Origin of the sequence: Micromonospora sp. NPDC049114, from assembly GCF_040648635.1 — a bacterium.
Taxonomy (GTDB): domain Bacteria; phylum Actinomycetota; class Actinomycetes; order Mycobacteriales; family Micromonosporaceae; genus Micromonospora.
Genome location: NZ_JBEZEA010000001.1, coordinates 726,383 through 747,626, shown reverse-complemented (window position 1 = coordinate 747,626; position 21,244 = coordinate 726,383). Strand labels below are relative to the sequence as shown.

Sequence of the window (21,244 nt, the reverse complement as noted above, 5' to 3'; positions counted from 1 at the left end):
TCGTCGATCAAGAAGTTGTGGTGGGTGACAAGAGCGGCCTATGACCACAAGTCCGGCACCACAACCCCATGATCGATGGGGCGGGGTGGGGGTTAGCTGAGGCGGGTCAGGCCGGCGGCGGCGCGCTCGACGATGAGGCAGCGGTCCTCGACGTAGTCCATCCCGGCCTCCTCGGCGATCCGTCGCGCCTCGGCCGAGACGATGCCCAGTTGCAGCCAGACGGCGGGAGCGCCGATCGCCGCCGCGTCCCGGACCACCTGCACGGCGTCGGCCGCCGGCCGGAACACGTCCACCAGATCCACCGGGTGCGGAATGTCGGCCAGCGTCGGGTACGCCCGCTCGCCGAAGAGCTCGTCGACGGTCGGGTTGACCGGGATGATCCGCCAGCCGTACTGCTGCATCTGCAACGGCACGCCGTGCGCGGCCTTGCGGGGGTCGCGCGACGCGCCCACGACGGCGATGACTGCGGAGTCGGCGAGGATCTGCTGAGCGGTACGCACCCGCCGACTGTAACGCCGCCTGCTGGCTAGAGCAGGGTCAGCTGCTCGGCTGCCGGCGGTGGGGGCGGCTCGGGCAGCCGGCGGTTGTCACCCAGCTCGCCCCGGTGCAGCCCGTGGCGGCGGGCCGCGATCCGCACCCGGGCGGTCAGCTCCCGCTGGTACGCCTGCGGGGCGTACGCGCCGGCCCGGTAGAGCTCGCGGTAGCGGGGCGCCAGGTGCGGGTGCTCCCGAGCGAGCCACTGCGCGTACCACTCCCGGGCACCTGGGCGCAGGTGCAGCGCCAGTGGGGTCACGCTTGTCGCCCCGGCCGCCGCGATCGCCGACACGGTGGCGTCGATTGACTCGTCGCCGTCGCTGAGCCCGGGCAGGATCGGCGCCATCAGCACCCCGACCTCGAAGCCGGCGTCGGTGAGCCGGCGGACGGCGTCCAGGCGGCGGCTCGGGTGCGGCGTGCCCGGCTCGACGCCACGCCAGAGCTGCTCGTCGACGAAGCCCACCGAGTAGGAGATGCCGACCCGGGTCACCTCGGCGGCCTGGCGCAGCAGCGGCAGGTCCCGCAGGATCAGCGTGCCCTTGGTCAGGATCGAGAACGGGTTGGCGAAGTCGCGCAGCGCCGCGATGATCTGCGGCATCAGCCGGTAACGCCCCTCGGCCCGCTGGTAGCAGTCCACGTTGGTGCCCATCGCCACGTGCGCGCCCCGCCACTTCGGCGCGGCCAGCTCCCGCCGTACCAGCTCACCGGCGTTGACCTTGACGATCACCTGCCGGTCGAAGTCCGCCCCGGCATCGAGGTCGAGGTACGTGTGAGTGTTTCTTGCGAAGCAGTTGTGGCTCACCACGCCGTCGGCGATGAAGTCGCCAGTGCCGGTGGTGATGTCCCAGAGCGGCAACTCCAGCCCGAGCGCTTGAACGCCCGCAATCCTGAGGTTGGCCTGGCACTTCAGTGCGGTGCCCTCGATCGAGCGCTTCCTGGTGATGGCCGGGTCGGTCAGGTGGAAGAACCGAAGCCGGGCGGGAAGGCCACCGGTCAATCTGATCTGCCGCACGCGGTTGGGTTTACCGGGGTCTTCGAGCACGCAGCTGAACCCGAACCGGCGCAGTGCCTCAGTTGTCTGGTCGAGGATCGCATCGTCGCTGTTGCAGATGCGCAGGATGCCCCTACCACAGCTGCCCTCGGCGTCGAAGATGCCGGCCAGGAAGCCAAGCCGCCACTCGTCGCTGGGGTTGACCGGCCACTCGATCAGCTTGGTAATGCTCTCGATGTCGCGCTGTTTGGAGGTGCGGATTGCAGAAAGAGCCTGGCGGGTGGCGCTGGCGGGCATGAACGAGAAACGCCGTGTCTGGATGCCCTCCTGGGCAAGGTAGCGCTCGCTCCGGCTCAACGCCTCGTCGTCGATCAGCGCCAGCCGGAACCGGTGCACGACGCCGTAGGAGTACGAGAAGGTGCCGAGATGCGCGTCACCGCGGATCATCCCGCAGAGGTAGCCTCGGCGGTAGTCGGGCGATTCCTTGGGTCCGGCTGCGAAACGGCCCGTGCCGATCAGGCGATTGTTGGTGGTCAGGTAGGGGCGTTGGCCGACACCCTGCATGGCGCCGGTGACGTACTTCCAGCCACGGTCCGAGAGAAACCTGTGGTCACCGCTAGCGATGAGCGTGGTGCCGTCCGTCAAGGTGACGCGGTACGCGGGCTTCACGGTGGACCACTTGTCCAGCACGGTGGTGACGACGTAGCGGCGGTAGGCGCCGCGCCGTTCCGTCCCGTAGATCCGGTCCCCTGGTTCCAGCTCACTGATCGGTTTCGTGCGACCGTCCGCCATCAGGATCGGGGTGTCCGCTCCCAGGCAGTACACACACGCATGAGAGCAGCCACGGTACGGGTTGATGGTCCACTCGAAGGGCACGCGGGACTGGCCGGGCACCCGGTTGAGGATGGACTTGGCCTGCACCTCGTGAAAGGTCATCCCGGCGAACTCGGGGGTGTCGAAGGTGCGCACGACGGCGCCGGGCAGCGCCAGCGGCAGGGGTGGCGTCGCTGGCGCTGCCCGCTCGGGGTCTCCCTCAGCCGGGGGAGCGGTGAGGTTGTCCCAGCGCATGGCCACTATTCGAACACGTGTACGAGATGCGCGCAAGTGACCCGCCGGACACCGGAGCCCACCCGGCGGTCGCGCGGGGGAGGATGGACACCATGGAGAGGTCGACCTTCGTCTACGACGGGGACTGCGCGTTCTGCACGACGTGCGCGGAGTTCATCGAGCGCCGCATCCCCACCGCCGCCCGGGTGGTGCCCTGGCAGTTCGCCGATCTGGACGCGCTCGGCCTCACGGTCGCCCAGTGCGAGGAGGCCGTGCAGTGGGTCGGCGCGGACGGCTCCCGCGCCGCCGGGCCGGACGCCATCGCGAAGCTGCTCGCCGCGAGCGGTCCGCTCTGGCGGGTCGCCGGAGCGGGGCTGCGGTTCCCGCCGGCCCGCGCAGTCGCCTGGCCCGCGTACCGCTGGGTGGCGCGCAACCGGCACCGGCTCCCGGGTGGCACGGCGGCGTGCTCGCTGCCCCAGGAGGCCCGGGAGCGGCTCTACGGGCCGGCCGGCCGCCCGAGCGCCGGGGCCTGATCCCCGGGCGGCACCGGCTCCGCACCGGCTCCCACCGGAGCTGGGTCGGGAGCCGTCGGCTCGGTCTCGACGCGCGCCGGGGTGTCCGTCGCCGACCCGCGAGTCCCCCGGCCGGCCAGCCGGCGGGCCCAGACCAGCGGGCGGAACCGCTCCAGCGGCAGGAAGCTCGTCATCGCGGCGAGGTGCGGCGCGAACGAGATCGTGATGGTCGCGATGGTCACCACGTGGAACGAGTAGAAGAAGCCGACCATGGCCAGGCGCCAGCGGGCCGGGAGCAGGAACACCACGGGGCTGAACAGTTCGAACGCCACGATGCCGAACTGGGCGACGATCAGCAGGTACGGCACCTGGGCGACGAGGTCCGCCAGGTCGGTGCCGCGCCGGATGATGGCCCGCGCCAGCACCGAGCCGGTCAGCCAGTCCAGGCCGCCGAAGCGCAGCTTGGCCCAGGCCGCCAGGAAGTACGTGCAGATCACCGCGATCTGGGTGACCCGCAGCGCCCAGCCGCCGGCCTCGGTGCGGGTGGTGTCGCCGTGGCGGGCCCGACCGGCGGTGGGCAGCACGGCCAGTGCGACGAGGAGCCCGAACCGGTCGTGGTCGACCTTTCCGTAGCTCATCGCGATGATCATCCACTCGAGGTAGAGCGCGCAGACCGACCAGCCGAGCAGCCGGGGCGCCCGGCCGGTCGCGGCGAGCAGGGCGAGCAGCAGCAGCGCCCAGAAGATCACGGCCACCAGCGTCGGCGTCGGCGTCGGCAGGGGGAGCAGCCGGCCGATCAGCAGGGGTTGGTACAGCTCGCCGGGCACGCTGGCCCGGGTGCGTACCCACGGGGTGAAGACCACCAGGTCGGCGGCGACGAACAGGTAGATCAGGGTGCGGAAGGCGGCGATCCGGCCGCGCGGCACCGCCTCGGTCAGCCAGCCGCTCATCGGGCGACCTGCCAGCGGACCACCGTCTCGTCGGTGTGCTGCCCGGTGGGCCGGCCGGCGCGGATGCCGTGCCAGCGGATGACGATGCGGACCTCGACCAGCGCCGGGGCGGCCGGGTGGCGTTCGGCGTACGCGTCGGCCACCTCGGCGAGCAGCGTCGGGTCGGCGGCGTACCGGTCCTGCTGGCCCTCGATCTCGGCGCGGCGGATGCCCGTGGCGCCCTGGTCGAGGTCGACCACGGCCCCGGTGCTGTTCACGCCCTCGACCCGGGTGTCCGGGGCGGGGGCGTTCGGCGGGTTGGAGGTGGCGTACATCCGGAACGGGCCGAACGGGAAGTCGTCGTCGCTGCCCCAGAAGGTGCCGAGCAGCAGCAGGACGAGGCCGAGAGCGGTCGCGCCCAGCCGGGTCGCGCGCCCGCGGGTGGTGAGGGTCTCCATCGGGTCGTGACGATACGGGATGTACCGGCCGTGTCGGGTCCCTCCGACGGTCAGTTCCGCCTGCCCAGGTCGGTGATCATGAGGGTGTGCCCGGGTACGACGAAGGGCCGGACCCGAACCGGGCCCGGCCCTCGCGCGCCGTCGCGGGGACGGCTCAGTGGTTGTGCTCGGCCAGCTGCTTGCGGACGTCGTCCATGTCCAGCGCCTCGACCTGCTCGATCAGGTTCTCCAGCGCGGACTCGGGAAGCGCGCCCGGCTGGGCGAAGACGATGACGCCGTCACGGATCGCCATGATCGTCGGGATCGACCGGATGTCGAACTTCGCCCCCAGCTCCTGCTGGGCCTCGGTGTCGACCTTGCCGAAGACGATGTTCTGGTGCTTCTCCGAGGAGCGCTCGTAGACCGGGGCGAACCGCTTGCACGGGCCACACCAGTCGGCCCAGAAGTCGACCAGGACGATGCCGTCGTTGCCGGTCACCTCGTCGAAGTTCGCCGAGGTCAGCTCAACGGTTGCCATTGCACTCTCCGATCACCGCGGTTTGTCTGCGTCCCGTAGAACCAGGGCTGACCGTATCGAATTCCCGGGCCGTCCAGCACGAAACGTGCGCAGGGCTGCCCGGGGTCCTCGTCGGCCATCGAACTATGTCAGTTCATCCCGTCCTGCGGAACGCAAGTGCATGACGCACTTGCGTGACCTGGGGTGATGGGAGCGATTCCAAGGAGATCCACCCGATCGAGCGCTACGAATCGGTAACTTGAGCCCTGACGAGGAGGTATCCGGCCTGCGGAGATCGCTGATCAACCCGCTCTCCGTCACGGAGAGTAGTGTTACAAAAAGATAAATGTGACCTCGATCTCTGTCGTACCTACGCCGCCGTAGGGCAGAATTCCTCGCATCAGAGCGTGGGCGGCGGGTGCCGGGGAGGGCCCCGCCGCTCATTGCGTCTCCCCTCGGGTGAGTGACCGGTGTGACATTTCCGCCGGGGTCGCGCCCCGGCCGTCGCCTTAACCACCGGTAAGGCATGCTGTGCCGAACTCCATCGCCGCCCGTCGAAGGGGACCAGGATGCAGTTCGGCCGCTACTACGAGGAGTTCGAGGTCGGCGCGGTCTACCGGCACTGGCCGGGCAAGACCGTCACCGAGTACGACGACCACCTCTTCTGCCTGCTCACCATGAACCACCACCCGCTGCACATGGACGCGCACTACGCCGCGACCGCCAGCCAGTTCAAGCGCAACGTGGTGGTCGGCAACTACATCTACTCGCTGCTGCTCGGCATGTCGGTGCCGGACGTCAGCGGCAAGGCCATCGCCAACCTGGAGGTCGAGTCGCTGCGGCACGTGGCGCCCACCTTCCACGGCGACACCATCTACGGCGAGACGACGGTGCTGGACAAGCGCGAGTCGGGCTCCAAGCCCGACCGGGGCGTCGTGTCCGTGGAGACCCGGGGCTACAACCAGGACGGCACCATGGTCTGCGTCTTCCGCCGCAAGGTCATGGTCCCCAAGCGGGAGTACGCGGCCGACGCCGTAGCCGAGGGAGTGGACCCGGAGCGGCCCAGCTTCCCGAGCCCGCGCTGACCCTCCGGGCGGCGCTGAGCAGCAGTCGTCGCCGCCCTGGCACGGGCCTCCATCCCCACCGCAGGTTCTGCCGGGGAGGGGGCCCACCGCCCGTTTCGGGGCTTATGCTGGCGCCGGAGGTTCCGATGAGCCACTCCGTCGCCGGAGAGCCGCCCTCTGCCGGCCGCCGCGCCGCACCCTTGACCACCGCCGTCTACTCCGCCGCCGAGTGGGACCTGCTCACCAGCCTGCCCGCCCGGGTGCTCGTGGCCGCCACAGCGCCCGGCGCCGGCCGCCCGGAGCGGGGGGTGATGGCGGGCCTCGCGGGTCTGGACGCGGTGGCTGCCGGCCGCGGGTTCGACAGTGATCTGGTCCGTGCCGTGGTCGCCGCGATCTACGCCCGCCACGACGGCGCCCCGGCGCCCGCCGAGCGGCTCACCGACCTGGTGGACCTCCTGGTCGCGTGCCGGGCGGCGGTGCGGGTCCTGCACCGGCGCGCTGATCCCGCCGACTCGGCCGCGTACCGCCAGTGGGTGCAGTCGGTCGCGGCCCGCGTCTGCCGGGCGGTGCCCGGCCCCGGCGGACGTCCGGCCAGCCCCGCCGACCGACGCTTCCTGGACCGGCTGGGTGACGCGCTCGGCCTCGGCTGAGGTCGGCGGGCCGTCGCGGCGGACGCCGAGGTGGCCCGTACCCTCTGATGACCGTGACCGACGACCAGCTTGAGGTGGGCGTGGGCCCCTGGCCGGGGGACCCGCCCGAGGACCCGCGCTACGACCCGGCGTTGCTGGCCGAGGGGGACCGGCGCAACGTGGTCGACCGCTACCGCTACTGGCGGCTCGACGCGATCGTCGCCGACCTGGACCGGCGCCGGCACGGCTTCCACGTCGCCGTCGAGAACTGGCAGCACGATTTCAACATCGGCACGGTCGTGCGCAACGCCAACGCCTTCAATGCCGCCGAGGTGCACATCGTCGGACGGCGGCGGTGGAACCGGCGGGGCGCGATGGTGACCGACCGGTACCAGCACGTGCGGCACCACGAGACGATCGAGGAGTTCGTCGACTGGGCGGCGGGGCGGCGGCTGCCCGTGCTCGGCATCGACAACCTGCCCGGCTCCCGCCCGCTGGAGACCGGCACCCTGCCGCGGGACTGCGTGCTGCTCTTCGGCCAGGAGGGACCCGGTCTGTCCGAGCCGGCGCGGGCCGCCTGCGCCGCGCTCTACTCCATCGCCCAGTACGGCTCGACCCGGTCCATCAACGCCGGCGTGGCCAGCGGCATCGCCATGCACGCGTGGATCCGTACGCACGCCGGGCCGCCACCGGACTGACCCTCGCCCCGCCGGCGCAATCGGCGTTCCGGCTTGACGTGCCAGCGATGCCGGGTGACGGTGGGGTTGTGAGTGTCGCGGTGAGTTGTCCGAGATGCGGGGGCCCGGTACGGGCGCCGGATCTGATGCACACCGAGTCGAGGTGCCTGCGCTGCGGTCCCGTACCGCCGCTGCACGTGCCCGAACACATCGGAGCGGAGATCGTCGCGAGCGTGGTGGAGCGGATCGCCGCGACCGGCGGTCCACCGGGGACGCCGCTGTGGTGCCCGTGGCCGCTGCCGCCAGGGTGGACCCTCACCGGCGTGGCGTACGCCGGTGACGACCGCACCGGCGTACGGGCGACTGCGGTGGCCTGCGCGGGGCCCGCGCCGCTCGACGACGGCCCGGCGGATCTGGTCTTCGTGGCCGAGGAGCCGGGCGTCGGCCTGGGCACCCGACTCGCCGGCCTGGCCGGCCCGGATCCCGGACCGGAACTCGCCGACGCGCTGACCGACCCCGGCCCGGGGCACCCCGAGCACGTGGGGCAGGCCAGGATCCGGGTCGGCGGGCACCCGACTCCACTGTGGTTGGTGAATTCTCCGACGGATCGAAGCGCGTACGCCGGCGAGGCTCGGGGAATGTGGCTGCATGCGATAGCCTGGCCGGCGAGTGCGGGTCACCTCCTCGCGGAAGACGTCGTTTTGCACGACCTGACCGAGTGGACTCCGCCCGAACTCGTGTACGGCGCACCATCCCCGTACCTGTCCGGGAGGGCTTGACAGCCTTCCGGGTTTGACGGAGAACGGACGCAGATCTTCACTGTACGACACCACACTGATACTCTGGGTGCCGCTGCGGTAATGGGACCCGGCGCCGCGCGAGAGGATGGCCCGCCATGGTCAAGAAGGTCCTCACCTGGGCCGGAATCGCATTCTTGATCTTCTTCGTCGCCTATCGGCCAAACTCTGCGGCTGATGTGTTCAAGTCGCTGGGCGGCGGGATCATGGACATCGCCCAGGGGTTCGGCGACTTCTTCACCAGCCTCGTCGCCTAACCGTCGATGGGCAGCCCCTCCGGTCCACCCTTCGACCCGGACGACCCCGACCGGGACCGGCGCGACACCGAGCCGATACCGCGGATCGGGCCGGATGACGGCCCGGGCTACGGAGCCGGTCCCGGCCTGTCCGACGGGCCGTCCCTTTCGGACGACGTCGGCTATGGCGAAGGGCCCGGCTATGCCGGCGAAGGGCGGTCCGGCCGGGGCTGGATCCGCGACCCCGAGGCCGCCTACCAGCCACCGCAGATCTCCGAGGACGAGCTCGCGGGGCTGCGTGCCGACGCGACGGGGGCGACTCCCCGGCGGGTGCTTCCGCTGGAGGACGAGCCCAGCTCGCTGGTCGCCCGCTACCTCTTCCCCACCGAGCGCTACCGGGGCGAGTGGAAGCGGCACTGGATCCACCTCACCAACCCGCTCCTGATCGGCATCGCGGCGACGTTCGTGCTCGGCTACCTGTCCGGCTTCCTCGCCGGCAACAACGTGGGCGCGTTGACGACCATCGCGGTGCTGCTCTGGTTCGCCGTCATGGGCTGGGTCGCCTGGAAGGTCGCCGACTGGTGGTATGACCGGTTCATCCTGACCAATAAGCGGGTCATGGTGGTCAACGGCATCGTCACCCGCAAGGTGGCCATGATGCCGCTGGTCCGGGTCACCGACATGAAGTACGAGCAGACGCCGACCGGCCGCGCACTCAACTACGGCACCTTCGTCCTGGAGTCCGCCGGCCAGGAGCAGGCGCTGCGGGAGATCAAGAACCTGCCCAACCCGAACGAGCTGTACCTGCGCGTCGTGGAAGAGATGTACGAGCCGCAGGCGGTCGAGGCGCGGTTGGGCAAGGAGGCCGACGAGGCCAAGGCCGACGACGGGGCGTGAAAGTTTTCGTCCGAACATCGGAGCAAGTGCGCACCTTTCGTCATGGACCGGAACGCCTCTGACGTGGCACTCTGCCAGGACGGTGTGGGTGCGGAGGTGTGTGGTGGCGAGCAGGGACCCGTTGGAGGAGGAGTTTCGCGAGTTCGTCGCGGCTCGCTCCGCCGCCCTGCTCCGTACCGCCTATCTGCTCGCCGGCGACTGGGCGACGGCCGAGGATCTGCTCCAGACGGCGCTGACCAAGACCTACCTCGCCTGGAAGCGGCTCGGCGGGATCGAGGCCGTCGAGCCGTACGCCCGTCGGGTGATGGTCAACACCTCGACGAGCTGGTGGCGGCGACGCTGGCACGGCGAACGCCCCACCGAAGTGCTGCCCGAACGGCCCGGTGTCGACGAGATTGAGCAGCAGCTCGACCGTGACCTGCTCTGGCGACACCTCCGGGAGCTGCCGAGCCGGCAGCGGGCGGTGCTGGTCCTGCGCTACTACGAGGACATGTCGGAAGCACAGACGGCCGCGCTGCTGGACATCTCGCCGGGCACGGTGAAGAGCCAGGCCTCCCGGGCACTGGCCACGCTGCGCCGACGGATGGGCACCGCCACCCCGGACCTGGCCGACGTCCCCGGCCCGGACCGGAGCGCCAACACCACTTCCTCCGGCCGGGGCCGCGACGCCGGTCTCCCGGGTCGCGCTTCCTCCTCCGGCCGTGGGGAGGCTCTCGCCGGCCGGACCGATGCCGCGCGAGCCGGCCGAGGTGCCGACGCTGCTCGACCCGGGCGGGCCGGGAGTGATCCGGGAGGCCGTGCCGAGGCGACGCCCCGTCCGGCGGCCGGCCGTGCCGGGCCGGGAGCTGTCGCACCACGCCCGTCCGAGCCCCGCCCGATCGCACCGGCGGTCGAGCTACCCACCGCTCCGGCGGCCGTGCCCGTCGGCACCGGCGCCGGAGACCAGCAGTGAGCGCATTCCCGCCGCGGCCCGACAACCTGACGGGCGGTCCGCAGCGTCCTAACCAGGTGCGACGTGACCAGCTGGAAGGTGCGGTGCGGGAGACTCTCTCGCACCAGGTCGCCGTCACCCGTCCGCTGACCGCCGACCCGGCCGGTCAGGCCATCCGCCGGGCCAACCGGATCCGACGGCGCCGTACCGGTGTCGGTGTCGCGCTCGGAATGGTCACCACCGTGCTGATCGGCGCCGGCATGACGCAGCTCGCCGACGAGACCGGCCGGCAGGGCCCGCCCATCGTCGTGATCGGCGATCCGGATCTGTCGGCCCGGCCGCTTCCCTCGGCGCCCGTTGCCCCACCCGCGTCATCGCCCGGGGCGCCAGCCGGCCTGCTCCTCGACGGCACCCTGATCAACCCCGACGGCAAGCGGCTGGCGCTGCCCAGCGTCGGGCCCGCCGAACGCGCCCACAGCCTGCCCAGCGGCGCCGGCCTGCTGGTGGTCGGTGCCCCGACCACCGCCGGCCGTTCCCTCTGGGTCGCGCGGGACGACGGCCTGGTGCAGGTGCTGCTGGCCGGTGCGGGCAAGATCGTTCTCGCGCCCGACGCCAGCCAGGTCGCCTGGCGCGACGGCAAGGACCTGCTCGTGGCGGGAGTTGTCGGGAGCCAGCTCATCGGCACGGTGCGCATTCCGGTGCCGGACGGCGCGGAACCCGTCCGGTTCGTCGGAAACAGCGTGCTGGTCCGGCTCGACCGGAACGGGCCGACCCATGCCCTGTGGCGGCCGGGCACGGGGGAGCTGACCGCGGTGTCCGAGCGGGGCACCCTGAACGTCTACGGTGCGCTGCCCGACGGGCGGCTGATCGGTCAGGTGTCCGCGAGCGGGTCCGGTGGGACCTGCCTGGCGGCGCTCGACCCGAAGCGGGCCCTGAAGCCGGTACGCACCGCCTGCGGCACCCAGTTGAGCCGGGACGGCGCAGGCGGCGTGTCCGACGACGGGCGGTGGCTTCTGGTGAACGGGAAGGTCGGCCCGACCGATCAGGCCCTCCTGGTCGATCTGCAGCGACTCGGAGCGACGGTGAACGCCATGCCGGCCGGTCCGGCGCTGAGTGGCGCGGTCGCCTGGACGACCGGGACGGACGTCTCCTACGTCGACAGCGCCGGCAAGCTGGTTCAGGTCGACGTCGAACGGGTGCGTGCCGGGCAACCGGCCGAGCCGGTGCCCGTGGACGGCCTCGCGCCCGGTGACCGGCCGGTCCTGGTCACCGGCTCCTGATCCGCACCCGGCCCCCCGTCGGGCGTGGCGTCCCGCGCTGCGGCAACCGGCTCGGCTCGCTGTGCGCGTTCCGGTGCCCTGCGCCGGGAGTGGTCCGTGGCCCGGCGTGCGCTGAGGGGCACGCCCCTGGGCTGGCCGGCACCTACGCGAGCCGGATTCGGGTCCGCTGGGTAGCGTCGGGAGGTGACCTCGCGTACCGGCCCCGCGCCGCGGATCGACCTGCACGCCCACTCGACCGCCAGCGACGGCACGCTCAGCCCCGCCGACCTGGTCCGCGCCGGTGCCGACGCGGGCCTCGACGTGCTGGCCATCACCGACCACGACACCACCGCCGGTTGGGCGCCGGCCGTGCGGGCGCTGCCGCCCGGTCTGCGCCTGATCCGCGGCGCCGAGCTGTCCTGCCACTGGTCGGGTGCGCAGCCGCCGGTGCCCCTGCACCTGCTGGCGTACCTGTTCGACCCCGACCACCCGGAGTTGGTCGCCGAGCTGACCCGGGTGCGGGCCGCCCGCGAGGAGCGCGGCGAGCGGATCGTGGCGCTGCTGCGCGCCGACGGCATCGACGTGAACTGGCCGGACATCCTCACCGGGGCGGGCGGCGGCACGGTGGGTCGCCCGCACATCGCGCAGGCGCTGATCCGCGCCGGTCTGGTAGCCAGCACCAGCGAGGCGTTCGGGCCGGACTGGCTGGGTGAGCGGTACCGGCTGCCGAAGGAGGACATCGACGTCTTCCGTGCCGTCCGGCTGGTCCGGGCCGCCGGCGGTGTACCGGTCTTCGCCCATCCCCGCGCCACCCGACGTGGCCGGGTGGTGCCCGACGAGCTGATCGCCGAGCTGGCCGCCGCCGGGCTGGCCGGCCTGGAGGCCGATCACGAGGACCACAGCCCGGCCGAGCAGGCGCACGTACGCGCGCTCGCCGCCGACTTGGGCCTCCTGGTCACCGGCTCCTCCGACTTTCACGGCACCCACAAGAGCGTCCAGCTCGGCGCGTTCACCACAGGAGTCGAGGCGTACGAGCGGATCGTCGCCGCCGGGGTGACCGAGGTCGCTTCGGGCTGATCCGCGTATTTCGCCCACCACGGCGCGGCTAGGTTTCTTCCGTGGATCTGAAGCTGTTCGGCGAGGTTTTCGTGACCCTGCTGGTGATCACCGACCCGCCGGGCATGATGCCGATCTTCCTGGCGCTGACCGGGCCGTTGCCCGCGCGCGACCGTAACCGGGCAGCGTGGCAGGCGGTCGCGCTGGCTCTCGGCGTAATCGTGATCTTCGCGGTGGCCGGGCAGACCCTGCTCGACTACCTGCACGTGGACCTGCCCGCGTTGCAGGCCGCCGGTGGGCTGCTGCTCGTCCTGGTGGCCCTGGAACTGCTGACCGGCAAGGCCGACGATCCCAGCCAGCAGGTCACCTCGAACATCGCGCTGGTGCCGCTGGGCACCCCGTTGCTGGCCGGACCGGGCGCCATCGTGGCGACAATGCTCTTCGTCCAGCAGGCCGACGGGTTCGGCGACTTCACCGCCATCGCCGCGGCCATCCTCGCCGTCATGGTCGCGGTCTGGATCGTGCTGCGCTTCTCCGGCGGAATCGTGAAGATCCTGCGCCCCGGTGGCATCGAGGTGCTGACCCGGATCGCCGGCCTGCTCCTGGCCGCGATCGCCGTACAGCTCATCGCCGACGCGGTGGCGGCCTTCGTGACGCAGTACGTCAACATGGCCTGACCGCACACCCGCAATGTCGGCGGTGGATGGCAGGATCGCAGGCGTGCGACGAGCCTCTTCAGCCGGACGACCCGCCGCAGGCGGTCGAGCCCCCCAGCAGCGCCCCGGTGGCGCCGAGCAGCTCGGCTTCGAGGGGATGCCGGAACGGCTGTTCGTCTGCACCCCGAGCAAGCTCGGCGCGTACGCGGACTGCCCCCGCCGCTACCGCTACTCCTACGTCGACCGGCCCGCGCCGCCGAAGGGGCCGCCGTGGGCGCACAACTCGCTCGGCGCCAGCGTGCACACCGCCCTCAAGAACTGGTACGCGCTGCCCGCCGACCGGCGGCACCCGAAGGCGCTGGCCCTCCTGCTCAAGGGCACCTGGGTCCGTGAGGGTTACCGCGACGACGCGCAGGAGCGGGCCGCCTACCGGCGGGCGCTGGCCTGGCTGGAGGCATACGTCGAGACGCTGGATCCGGAGTCCGACCCGCTCGGTGTCGAGCGGGTGGTGGCGGTCAAGACCGCCGTGCTGGCCTTCAACGGCCGCGCCGACCGCATCGACTCCCGCCCCGGACCGGAGGGCCCGGAGCTGGTCATCGTCGACTACAAGACGGGCCGCACCGGGCTGGACTCCGACGACGCCCGGGGCTCGCAGGCGCTGGCCCTCTACGCGTACGCGGCCGAGCGGGTGTTCCGCCGGCCGTGTCGCCGGGTGGAGCTGCACCACCTGCCGACGGGCACGGTCGCCGGCCACGACCACACCGTCGAGTCGCTGACCCGCCAGCTGACCCGGGCCGAGGACACGGCCCGCGACATCATGGCCGCCGAGCGGGCGGTCGCCGAGGGCGGCGACGCCGACGAAGCGTTCCCGGTGGCGCCCGGCCCGCGATGCGGTTGGTGCGACTTCCGGCGGCACTGCCCGACCGGGGCGCAGACGCCGGGCAAGGAGCCGTGGGCGGCCGTCGACCGGCCCGCCGACGGCTGACCGTCAGCGCCCTGCCCGCACCTGACCCCGATCGGGTCCGGCTGTCAGCCGGCCAGCGAGGTCGCGGTGTGCCGCTCGGCCCGCTCCTTGGCGGCCTGTATCAACGGCCCCTCCAGGTAGCGGCGCGGCACCGCGGCGAGCGCCAGGCGCAGGGCGCGCACCGTGAGGTCCGCCGACAGTTCGGTGGTGGGCAGCCCCAATCCGCCGTACATCCGCCGGGCCCACGGAGGCAGCAGCGCGAGCGCGGTACCGGCGATTCCCAGGTACGCCCAGCGCGGCGGGCCGAGGGTGAGGCCCAGCCGGGCGGGCAGGCTGAGTTTCCACGGCAGCGGTGGGGCGGTGAGGAAGATCGCCGTCTCGGCGGCCTCCCGGGTCATCCGCAGCTCCGGCCGCACGGCGCGGTAGTACGCCGCCACCTCGGCGGCGGTGCCCGGCACCGTGGCCGGATCCAGCCCGACGAGAGCTGCCGACCGACGCTGCTCGGTGTAGTAGCCGTCCACCTCGTCGTCGGTGAGCGGCAGGCCCGCCCGCCGGGCCGTGGTGAGGAACGATTCGACCTCGGTGACGTGCACCCAGCGCAGCAGGGCCGGGTCGTCGATCCGGAACTCCTCGCCGGTGGTGGTGTCGGTGGCCCGCAGCCGGTCGTGCAGGCGACGCAGCCGCGCCCCGGCCTGCTCCGCTTCAGCCGTGGTGCCGTAGACGGTGGTCGCCACGTAGGTGGCGGTGCGCACCAGTCGACCCCACGCGTCGGTGCGGTAGTTGCTGTTCTGCGCGACCCCGGCCATGGCCCGGGGGTGCAACGCCTGGAGGTAGAGCGAGCGCAGGCCCGCGACGATCAGGATCGGCTCCTCGTGCACCTTCCACGTGACCGAACCCGGACCGAAGAGGCCGAGGTCATCGGAGTCCACCGACCAAGCGTGCCACGGGCCGCCGGTCGGTGCCGGTGGAGCGGGGTCAGCTGTCGGCGGCGCGTCGCGACTGGCAGCTCGGGCAGAGACCCCAGAAGGTCACCTCTGCCTCCTCCACCTCGAAGCCGTGCGCGGTGCCCGGCTCCAGGCAGGGAGCGCTGCCGACGGTGCAGTCGACGTCGGCGATCTCGCCGCAGCCCCGGCAGACCACGTGGTGGTGGTTGTCGCCGGCGCGCGCCTCGTACCGGGCGGGACTGCCGGCCGGCTCGATCCGGCGGGACAATCCGGCCCGGCTCAGCGCCCCCAGCACGTCGTAGACCGCCTGCGTGGAGACCGAGTCGAGGCGTTCGCGGACCCGCCGGGTGATCTCGTCGACCTCCAGGTGACCGCCGTCGGCGAGAACGTCGAGCACCGCGAGGCGCGGTCGGGTGACGCGGAGGCCCCTCGATCGCAACAGCTCCTCGCCACCGGACATGCGCCAATGACAGCACGTACGACAGGCAGCGACAACCGTCGCTTGCCCGGGGTGGCCACGGACACAGCCCGCCGGACCGACCAGCGGGGTCGCGCCGTGCTGAACCTGATCGCCGCCGCGCGCGTGTCTCCGGGCGAGAGCTCGGGGACGACCGGCGGTCCGTAGGCTGGCGCTCCCCGCACCGTGATCCACCTGGAGGTGTCGATGTTCGAGGAGATCCTGGGTCTACCGGTACACGTCCTCGTGGTCCACGCGGTGGTCGTCATCGTCCCGCTGCTGGCGGTGCTGGCCATCGGATACGTGGGGCTGCCGCGCTGGCGGCACCGACTGGACTGGGCGCTGGGCATCCTGGCCGTGGCCGCGCCGGTGACCGCGTTCGTGGCCGTCGAGTCCGGTGAAGCCTTCACCGACGCCCTGGTCGCCCGCGGCTACCAGGGCCAGATACTCGACCAGATCTTCGAGCACTCCCGCTACGGCGACATTCTGTTCCGGATCGTGGTGCCCCTGGGGATCGTGGCCATCGCGCTGCTCGTGGCGACCAGTGGGCACCCGCGCGTGCCCAGGCTGCCGGCGCTGGTGACGCCGGTGCTGGCGGTGGTTACCGTCGCGCTGGCCATCGCCGCCCTGGTCTACGTCTACCTGACGGGTCACTCCGGCGCCGAGGCCGTCTGGGGCACCACTCTCTGACCAGCGGTCGGACGCCGCCTCAGAAGATGAGCCGCGAGCAGAGCAGGCAGACAAGAGCCACCAGCACCACGGCGGCTGCGGCGCCGAAGCCGTAGGTGACCCGCTGGGAACGCTGCTCGGCTGCATCCAGGACGGCCATGTCCTGCGGCGGGAGCTGTCGGGGCGGGGCCGGCTCCAGGTGCACCGGGGGACGCCAGCCGGCCGGCGGCGGCACGCTCGGGGGCGGTCCCGCGTACCCGCTCGTGGGCGTGGTGGCGGGTGGGGGTCGGTCCGCCATCGGGCCGTCGCCGGTCCCGGGCCGGCGCCAGTAGTCGTCGTCCGGGGTGCTGCCACCGCTGGGGGTCGTCACGGCGTTCGACGCTACCAACGGAGCCGGCGGCCCGGTCGCTTCTGGTCGATGTGCTGACCGCGGCGAGCGGCCGCCCGCTGTCGCCTGCGCTAGTCTTGCCGCTCGTGAGCACCGAGGACCCCGGCCCGCAGGGCGCGCGCGGCGATGACGACCGCACCGTCGACCTGAGCGACGACTTCGTGGTGCTGCCCGAGCAGACCTCGGACGACACCGACCAGGGCTGGGGCGAGCGGAGCAGCGGCAACGACGACTGGCTCCTCTCCCAACGCCCCCCACACTGGGACTGACCCCGACGCCGCGCCCGCAGGGCGGGCGACCGTCGGCACGGCGGGTCGGGTGAGCCGGGCCCACCGCCCGACCGCGACCCCGGGGCGGGCCACCGTCGGCACGGCGGGTTGGGTGAGCCGGACCCACACCCCGGCCGCGATCCTGGGCAGGGCGACTGTCCGCAGGGCGGGTTGGAGGAGCCGGACCCGCCGCCCGGCCGCGGCCCGGGGCTGGGCGACCGTCGGCACGGCGGCGGGCTGGGTGAGCCGGGCCGGTGCCCTGACTGCGCCGTTGGCCGCCGGGCAGCCGGTCGCGGTGCGACCGCCGGTCGGGGTGTCCATGCCGGTGGGGGTGTGCAGGATCGCGGCGGCGAGGCCGAGCAGCGCGGCGACCAACCCGGCCCGCAACAGGGTGCGACCGCCGGGTAGGGCCGGCCGGCGCAGCGGGCGCAACGCCCGAGCGGAGTCCAACGTGCGGGTGATCATCTGCCGCCTCCGTCCCGGGTGCCGTCGTGGTGACACCCGTAGAGCGGCACGGTAGGCCGGCAACGGCCCGCCCTGCGGACCCCTCGTCCCCGCCTGTGGACAACTGGCCGGCCTGTGGATAACGCCCATTTACCGGCCGGATCTGCTATCGCGAGGGGCGCGGCCGCGCTGGCACGGGGGCCGCGCTGGCATGCGGGCCGATCAACTCGGGTTCCTGGAATCCGGGCGATCAACACCGCCGGGACAGGCCGACTTTCGGGAACCCGAGTGGATCAAGACTGGAGCAGCGCCGCCCGGTCGATCGCGGGCGGCGCTGTCGGCGAGGGTGAGGTTGGGAAGGCTGGGTCAGGAGGCGGAACTGGCCGCCGGAGCCTTGCCGCCGCCCGACCCACCGGACGACGACCCACCAGACGACGATCCGGAGGACGATCCACCGGACGACGACCCGGACGACGAGGACGAGGACGACGACCCGGAATCCCCACCCGAGGACGAGGACGACGAGGACGACTCGGACTTGGCCGGCTTGCTCGGCGTGCCGCCGGCGGAGGTCTCGGAGCCGGACGCGCGGGAGTCGGTGCGGTAGAAGCCCGAGCCCTTGAAGACGATGCCGACCGAGTTGAAGACCTTGCGCAGCCGCCCCTGACACGCCGGGCACTCGGTCAGCGGCTCGTCCGAGAAGGACTGCACCGCCTCGAGCTGGTGACCGCACGCGGTGCAGGCGTACTGGTACGTGGGCACGTTCTCCTCCGGTATCTGAGCTCGGCCAGTTGGCACTCGACGTATTCGAGTGCCAATGGTGCGTCATTCGCCCCGGGTTCGTCCAGCGGACGTGTGGGGCGCGACACCCTGCGCCGTACCCGGGCCGTCGTCAAGCGTACGCATCCCGTCGGTGGGGGTGACGACCGCGCGGACCGGACGGTCGTGCGGCTCCGCCGGCAGCGCCTCGACCAGCTCCCCGTCGTGCAGCGGGACCACGGTCAGGACCGCCCGGGGCACCCGTGCCAGCGCCCGGTCGTACGAGCCGCCGCCGCGCCCCAGCCGTCGGCCGCGCCGGTCGACGGCGAGCGCCGGCACGACGACCAGCTCCGCGCCGGTGACCGCGGCTACGCCGAGGCGGGGGCCGATCGGCTCCCGGATGCCCCGGCCGGCCGCCGCCAACGCGTCGGGTCCGGAGTACGCCGCCCAGTCCAGGTCCAGGTCGGCAAGGAGCACCGGCAGCAGCAACTCGGCGTCGGGCGGCAGCGCCGACCGCAACACCTCCGGCAGGTCGGCCCCGCCCGGCTCGGAGCCGACCGGGACGTACGCCGTCATCCGGGCCGGGCGCAGCCGGCGTACCAGGGCGACCAGCTCGGCCTGGACGCGCCCGGCGGCCTCGGCCCGCGCCGGGGCAGTCAGGGCCCGGCGGCGGGCGAGCAGGTCGACACGGGTTTCCCGCTTCGCCACTCGGGCCACTTCCGCTTCATAAGAAAATTCCGGCACGCAACACTCCTGACGCAACGCCACTCCCACGGTTGCTCTGTGTCAGCATCGCAAGCAACGGAGGCGGAACTTCCGGGGGGACCGAGTGACGCTACGCGGGCGGTTGACTGCAGCCTTCCTCGTGGTGGTGCTCGGCCCGGTCGTGCTCGGCGCGTTCTTCGTCGCCTCCACCGTCGCGGCAGTCGACCGCAGCCGGTCCACCGAGCGCCTCGCGGTGGCGGCCTCGACGGTGCGTACCTCGGTCGACGCGCTCTGCCAGCAGCTGCGCGCCGCCGCCGACACGGTCGCCCTCACCGGTGACCCGGCCATCGCCGCCGGCCAGCTCGTCGGCCGTGGGTTGGCGGCAGCGGTGCAGGTCACCGACGTGAACGGACGCGTCACGTACGCCTCGCCCGGCGCTCCGCCGACGCCCTGGCGGGACTGCTCCGAGCCGGCCGCCGCGCCGTCCGGCCCGGTCCGCGCGCTGGCCGCCCGGGTCGACCGCCGCGACCCGGCCGGCGCGCTGCTGGGCACGGTGGCCGCCGCGCACCTGGTCGACCCGGCCTTCGTGGCCCGGCTGGCGGCGGTGACCGGGGTCGCGGTCACCCTGCTCGACGGCGGTGCGAGCGCCGCCCGCTTCACGCACACCACCGAGTCCCAGCAGGAACGCGACGCGGTGCTGGCCGCCGCCGGGTCCGCCAGCGGTGAGCGGGTCACCGAGAGCACCAGGGGTCGGTACGTGCGCCGGATCGGGCCGTCCGCCGGCCAGCCGCTGCCGCTGGTGTTGTCGGTGCCGAGCGAGCGGCCGCCCGGGCTGCACGTCACGCTGGCCGGCGTGGTCGTGCTGGCCGGGCTGCTCGCCGTGTTCACCGCCTGGCGTCTGGCCCGGGTGACCACCCGGCCACTGGTGGAGTTGGCCGGAGCGGTCGACCGGGTGGCGCACGGTGACCTGACCGCGCGGGTGCCGGTGCGCAGCCGCGACGAGCTGGGACGGCTGGCGGCAGCGTTCAACCGGATGACCCGCGAGACCGGGTCGTACGTCGCGGCGCTGACCAGCAGCCGCGACCAGCTACGTGGGCACCTCGCGGTGCTCGGCGACACCCTGGCCAGCACCCACGACCTGCAACGCATCCTGCGGGTGATCCTGCACAGCGCCATCGCGGCCACCGGGGCGCGGGCCGGCGCGGTGCTGCTGGTCGAGGCCGGCGGGGTGCTCGTCGCGCAGTGCAGCGAGGGGTTGGACGGGCGCTGGCCGGCGGGGGACCCGGACGGGTCGCAGGGACTGCGGGTGCCCGTGGGCGTCGGCGTGGTCGGCGCGGTGGCCGCGACCGGCGAGCCGCAGCGGGGCCGGCTGGAACCGACGGAGGCTCCGACCGGCGAGCCCCGCTGCCGCACCTACGTCGCGGTCCCCTTCTCGACCCCGGGCGGAGCGACCACACCGGGCGGCCCGACAACGACAGTCCCGGGCGGCGAGCGGTGTCTCGACGAGGCCGGCGCCGCGGCGGCGCTCGGTGTGCTGGCCCTCTACGACCGGGTGGGCGCGGACGAGTTCGACGACGACGACCTGGACACCCTGCGCACCTTCGCCGGCCACGCGGCAGTGGCGGTGGAGAACGTCCGGGTGCACGAGGAGGCCCAGCGGCTGTCGCTCACCGACCCGCTCACCGGCCTCTGGAACTACCGCTACCTGCGCGAGTCGATCCGGCGGGAGGTGGAGCGGGCCAGCCGGTTCGGCCGGATGCTCAGCGTCCTCGCCCTCGACCTGGACCGCTTCAAGGACGTCAACGACACGTACGGGCACGCGGCGGGGGACACCGTGCTGGCCGAGTTCGCCCGGCGGGTACGCGGTGAGATCCGCGAGGTCGACCTGGCCTTCCGGCAGGGCGGCGAGGAGTTCGTGCTGCTCCTACCGGAGACCGACGCCCGGGGTGCCGCGATCGTCGCGGAGCGCCTCGGCGCGGCGGTGCGCGAGACGCCGATCGCCGTCGAGGCGTACGCGGGGCCGATCGTGGTCACCGTGTCGGTGGGCATCGCCGTCTACCCGGACCACGGCAGCACCGGACGGGAGGTGCTGGAAGCCGCCGACGACGCCCTGTACGCGGCCAAGGCGGCCGGCCGGGACACCTATCGCGTCGCCGAGGCCCGCCCCGACGTGCCGACGTGGGAGATACCGGTGCCCGCCGGCGCCGTCAGCCCACCCGACGGGCTGCCGCGGGCCGGCCGGCAGGTGCAGGTCCCGCGGGAGCCGGGCGGGCACGCCCGGTCGGAGTCGACAGCTGGCGTACCGGAGTCGAACCGGTCGGGGCCCGCGCACGCCCGCCCGGATCCGGCGGACGAGCCGGCGGCCACCGCCGCGGACGCCGCGCGGGCCGGCCCCGACGTCGGCCGGCCGGGGCCGGGCGGCGGCGCGTCTTCTGGGCCACACCCGCCGCGGCAGAGCCGTGGCCGATAGTCTCGC

The 21,244-nt window shown here is 72.9% G+C and carries 25 protein-coding genes; 15 read left to right on the top strand and 10 right to left on the bottom strand.

Going from position 1 to position 21,244, the window contains the following annotated elements:
- Window positions 1-92: 92 nt before the first annotated feature.
- Both AB0B39_RS03520 and AB0B39_RS03515 read right to left on the bottom strand, forming a co-directional pair.
- Window positions 93-500 (bottom strand): CoA-binding protein, encoded by a 408-nt coding sequence (locus AB0B39_RS03520; RefSeq protein WP_266248639.1) that lies wholly within the window; start codon window positions 498-500, stop codon window positions 93-95.
- A gap of 26 nt (window positions 501-526) precedes the next feature.
- A complete protein-coding gene (locus tag AB0B39_RS03515) occupies window positions 527-2,593 on the bottom strand; it encodes an intein-containing Rv2578c family radical SAM protein (protein ID WP_357573386.1) in 2,067 nt (688 codons plus the stop codon).
- A gap of 92 nt (window positions 2,594-2,685) precedes the next feature.
- On the opposite strand from AB0B39_RS03515, the gene AB0B39_RS03510 reads away from it, so the two are divergent.
- Window positions 2,686-3,105 (top strand): DUF393 domain-containing protein, encoded by a 420-nt coding sequence (locus tag AB0B39_RS03510; RefSeq protein WP_357490695.1) that lies wholly within the window; start codon window positions 2,686-2,688, stop codon window positions 3,103-3,105.
- Here the strand turns inward: AB0B39_RS03510 and AB0B39_RS03505 are convergent.
- From AB0B39_RS03505 to trxA, 3 genes are all read right to left on the bottom strand, one after another.
- A complete protein-coding gene (locus tag AB0B39_RS03505) occupies window positions 3,069-4,034 on the bottom strand; it encodes an HTTM domain-containing protein (RefSeq protein ID WP_357573385.1) in 966 nt (321 codons plus the stop codon). The genes AB0B39_RS03510 and AB0B39_RS03505 overlap by 37 nt on opposite strands.
- A complete protein-coding gene (locus AB0B39_RS03500) occupies window positions 4,031-4,471 on the bottom strand; it encodes a hypothetical protein (protein WP_234584353.1) in 441 nt (146 codons plus the stop codon). The genes AB0B39_RS03505 and AB0B39_RS03500 overlap by 4 nt, the downstream gene beginning before the upstream one ends.
- A gap of 154 nt (window positions 4,472-4,625) precedes the next feature.
- Window positions 4,626-4,988 carry a thioredoxin gene (gene trxA / locus AB0B39_RS03495; protein WP_030329190.1) on the bottom strand — a complete coding sequence of 121 codons (363 nt, stop codon included), beginning with the start codon at window positions 4,986-4,988 and terminating at the stop codon, window positions 4,626-4,628.
- Between the two features lie 548 nt (window positions 4,989-5,536).
- Between trxA and AB0B39_RS03490 the strand changes: the two genes are divergently transcribed.
- The 11 genes from AB0B39_RS03490 (at window position 5,537) to AB0B39_RS03440 (ending at window position 14,154) form a co-directional block, all read left to right on the top strand.
- Window positions 5,537-6,052 (top strand): MaoC family dehydratase, encoded by a 516-nt coding sequence (locus AB0B39_RS03490; protein ID WP_234584354.1) that lies wholly within the window; start codon window positions 5,537-5,539, stop codon window positions 6,050-6,052.
- A gap of 104 nt (window positions 6,053-6,156) precedes the next feature.
- Window positions 6,157-6,681, top strand: a complete 525-nt coding sequence (locus AB0B39_RS03485; RefSeq protein ID WP_357573384.1) for a hypothetical protein — start codon at window positions 6,157-6,159, stop codon at window positions 6,679-6,681.
- A 53-nt stretch (window positions 6,682-6,734) separates the two neighbouring features.
- Complete coding sequence (locus AB0B39_RS03480; protein ID WP_234584374.1) at window positions 6,735-7,358, top strand: RNA methyltransferase; 624 nt, start codon at window positions 6,735-6,737, stop codon at window positions 7,356-7,358.
- 47 nt (window positions 7,359-7,405) lie between these two features.
- On the top strand, window positions 7,406-8,116 hold the full coding sequence (locus tag AB0B39_RS03475) for a DUF6758 family protein (protein ID WP_308195366.1): 711 nt from the start codon (window positions 7,406-7,408) through the stop codon (window positions 8,114-8,116).
- 116 nt (window positions 8,117-8,232) lie between these two features.
- Window positions 8,233-8,391: a hypothetical protein gene (locus AB0B39_RS03470; RefSeq protein WP_007455302.1), complete on the top strand. Its 159-nt coding sequence runs from the start codon at window positions 8,233-8,235 to the stop codon at window positions 8,389-8,391.
- 6 nt (window positions 8,392-8,397) lie between these two features.
- Entirely contained in the window at window positions 8,398-9,267 is an 870-nt protein-coding gene (locus AB0B39_RS03465) for a PH domain-containing protein (RefSeq protein WP_234584357.1), read from the top strand.
- A gap of 103 nt (window positions 9,268-9,370) precedes the next feature.
- Window positions 9,371-10,219 carry a SigE family RNA polymerase sigma factor gene (locus tag AB0B39_RS03460; protein ID WP_357573383.1) on the top strand — a complete coding sequence of 283 codons (849 nt, stop codon included), beginning with the start codon at window positions 9,371-9,373 and terminating at the stop codon, window positions 10,217-10,219.
- Between the two features lie 83 nt (window positions 10,220-10,302).
- A complete protein-coding gene (locus tag AB0B39_RS03455) occupies window positions 10,303-11,478 on the top strand; it encodes a hypothetical protein (protein WP_357573382.1) in 1,176 nt (391 codons plus the stop codon).
- Between the two features lie 183 nt (window positions 11,479-11,661).
- Window positions 11,662-12,534, top strand: coding sequence for a PHP domain-containing protein (locus tag AB0B39_RS03450; RefSeq protein ID WP_357573381.1), 873 nt, complete (start codon window positions 11,662-11,664; stop codon window positions 12,532-12,534).
- A 41-nt stretch (window positions 12,535-12,575) separates the two neighbouring features.
- Window positions 12,576-13,190, top strand: a complete 615-nt coding sequence (locus tag AB0B39_RS03445) for a MarC family protein (RefSeq protein ID WP_234584361.1) — start codon at window positions 12,576-12,578, stop codon at window positions 13,188-13,190.
- Window positions 13,191-13,326: 136 nt separating this feature from the next.
- A complete protein-coding gene (locus AB0B39_RS03440) occupies window positions 13,327-14,154 on the top strand; it encodes a PD-(D/E)XK nuclease family protein (protein WP_357573771.1) in 828 nt (275 codons plus the stop codon).
- Window positions 14,155-14,198: 44 nt separating this feature from the next.
- Here AB0B39_RS03440 and AB0B39_RS03435 read toward each other — a convergent pair whose 3' ends face one another.
- Window positions 14,199-15,062, bottom strand: a complete 864-nt coding sequence (locus tag AB0B39_RS03435) for an oxygenase MpaB family protein (RefSeq protein ID WP_357573380.1) — start codon at window positions 15,060-15,062, stop codon at window positions 14,199-14,201.
- A 46-nt stretch (window positions 15,063-15,108) separates the two neighbouring features.
- Complete coding sequence (locus tag AB0B39_RS03430; protein WP_357490681.1) at window positions 15,109-15,537, bottom strand: Fur family transcriptional regulator; 429 nt, start codon at window positions 15,535-15,537, stop codon at window positions 15,109-15,111.
- A gap of 204 nt (window positions 15,538-15,741) precedes the next feature.
- Between AB0B39_RS03430 and AB0B39_RS03425 the strand changes: the two genes are divergently transcribed.
- On the top strand, window positions 15,742-16,224 hold the full coding sequence (locus AB0B39_RS03425; protein ID WP_357492022.1) for a DUF2231 domain-containing protein: 483 nt from the start codon (window positions 15,742-15,744) through the stop codon (window positions 16,222-16,224).
- A 19-nt stretch (window positions 16,225-16,243) separates the two neighbouring features.
- Here AB0B39_RS03425 and AB0B39_RS03420 read toward each other — a convergent pair whose 3' ends face one another.
- Entirely contained in the window at window positions 16,244-16,573 is a 330-nt protein-coding gene (locus AB0B39_RS03420; protein ID WP_234584364.1) for a hypothetical protein, read from the bottom strand.
- A 104-nt stretch (window positions 16,574-16,677) separates the two neighbouring features.
- On the opposite strand from AB0B39_RS03420, the gene AB0B39_RS03415 reads away from it, so the two are divergent.
- Window positions 16,678-16,860, top strand: coding sequence for a hypothetical protein (locus AB0B39_RS03415; protein WP_357490679.1), 183 nt, complete (start codon window positions 16,678-16,680; stop codon window positions 16,858-16,860).
- A gap of 810 nt (window positions 16,861-17,670) precedes the next feature.
- Here the strand turns inward: AB0B39_RS03415 and AB0B39_RS03410 are convergent.
- On the bottom strand, window positions 17,671-18,066 hold the full coding sequence (locus AB0B39_RS03410; RefSeq protein WP_357573379.1) for an FmdB family zinc ribbon protein: 396 nt from the start codon (window positions 18,064-18,066) through the stop codon (window positions 17,671-17,673).
- Between the two features lie 63 nt (window positions 18,067-18,129).
- The gene (locus AB0B39_RS03405) at window positions 18,130-18,807 is read right to left on the bottom strand and encodes a 5-formyltetrahydrofolate cyclo-ligase (protein ID WP_357490675.1); all 678 of its coding nucleotides are present in this window, start codon (window positions 18,805-18,807) and stop codon (window positions 18,130-18,132) included.
- Window positions 18,808-18,892: 85 nt separating this feature from the next.
- Here AB0B39_RS03405 and AB0B39_RS03400 point away from each other — a divergent pair, with 85 nt between their 5' ends.
- Entirely contained in the window at window positions 18,893-21,238 is a 2,346-nt protein-coding gene (locus AB0B39_RS03400) for a diguanylate cyclase (RefSeq protein WP_357573378.1), read from the top strand.
- The last annotated feature ends 6 nt before the right edge of the window (window positions 21,239-21,244 follow it).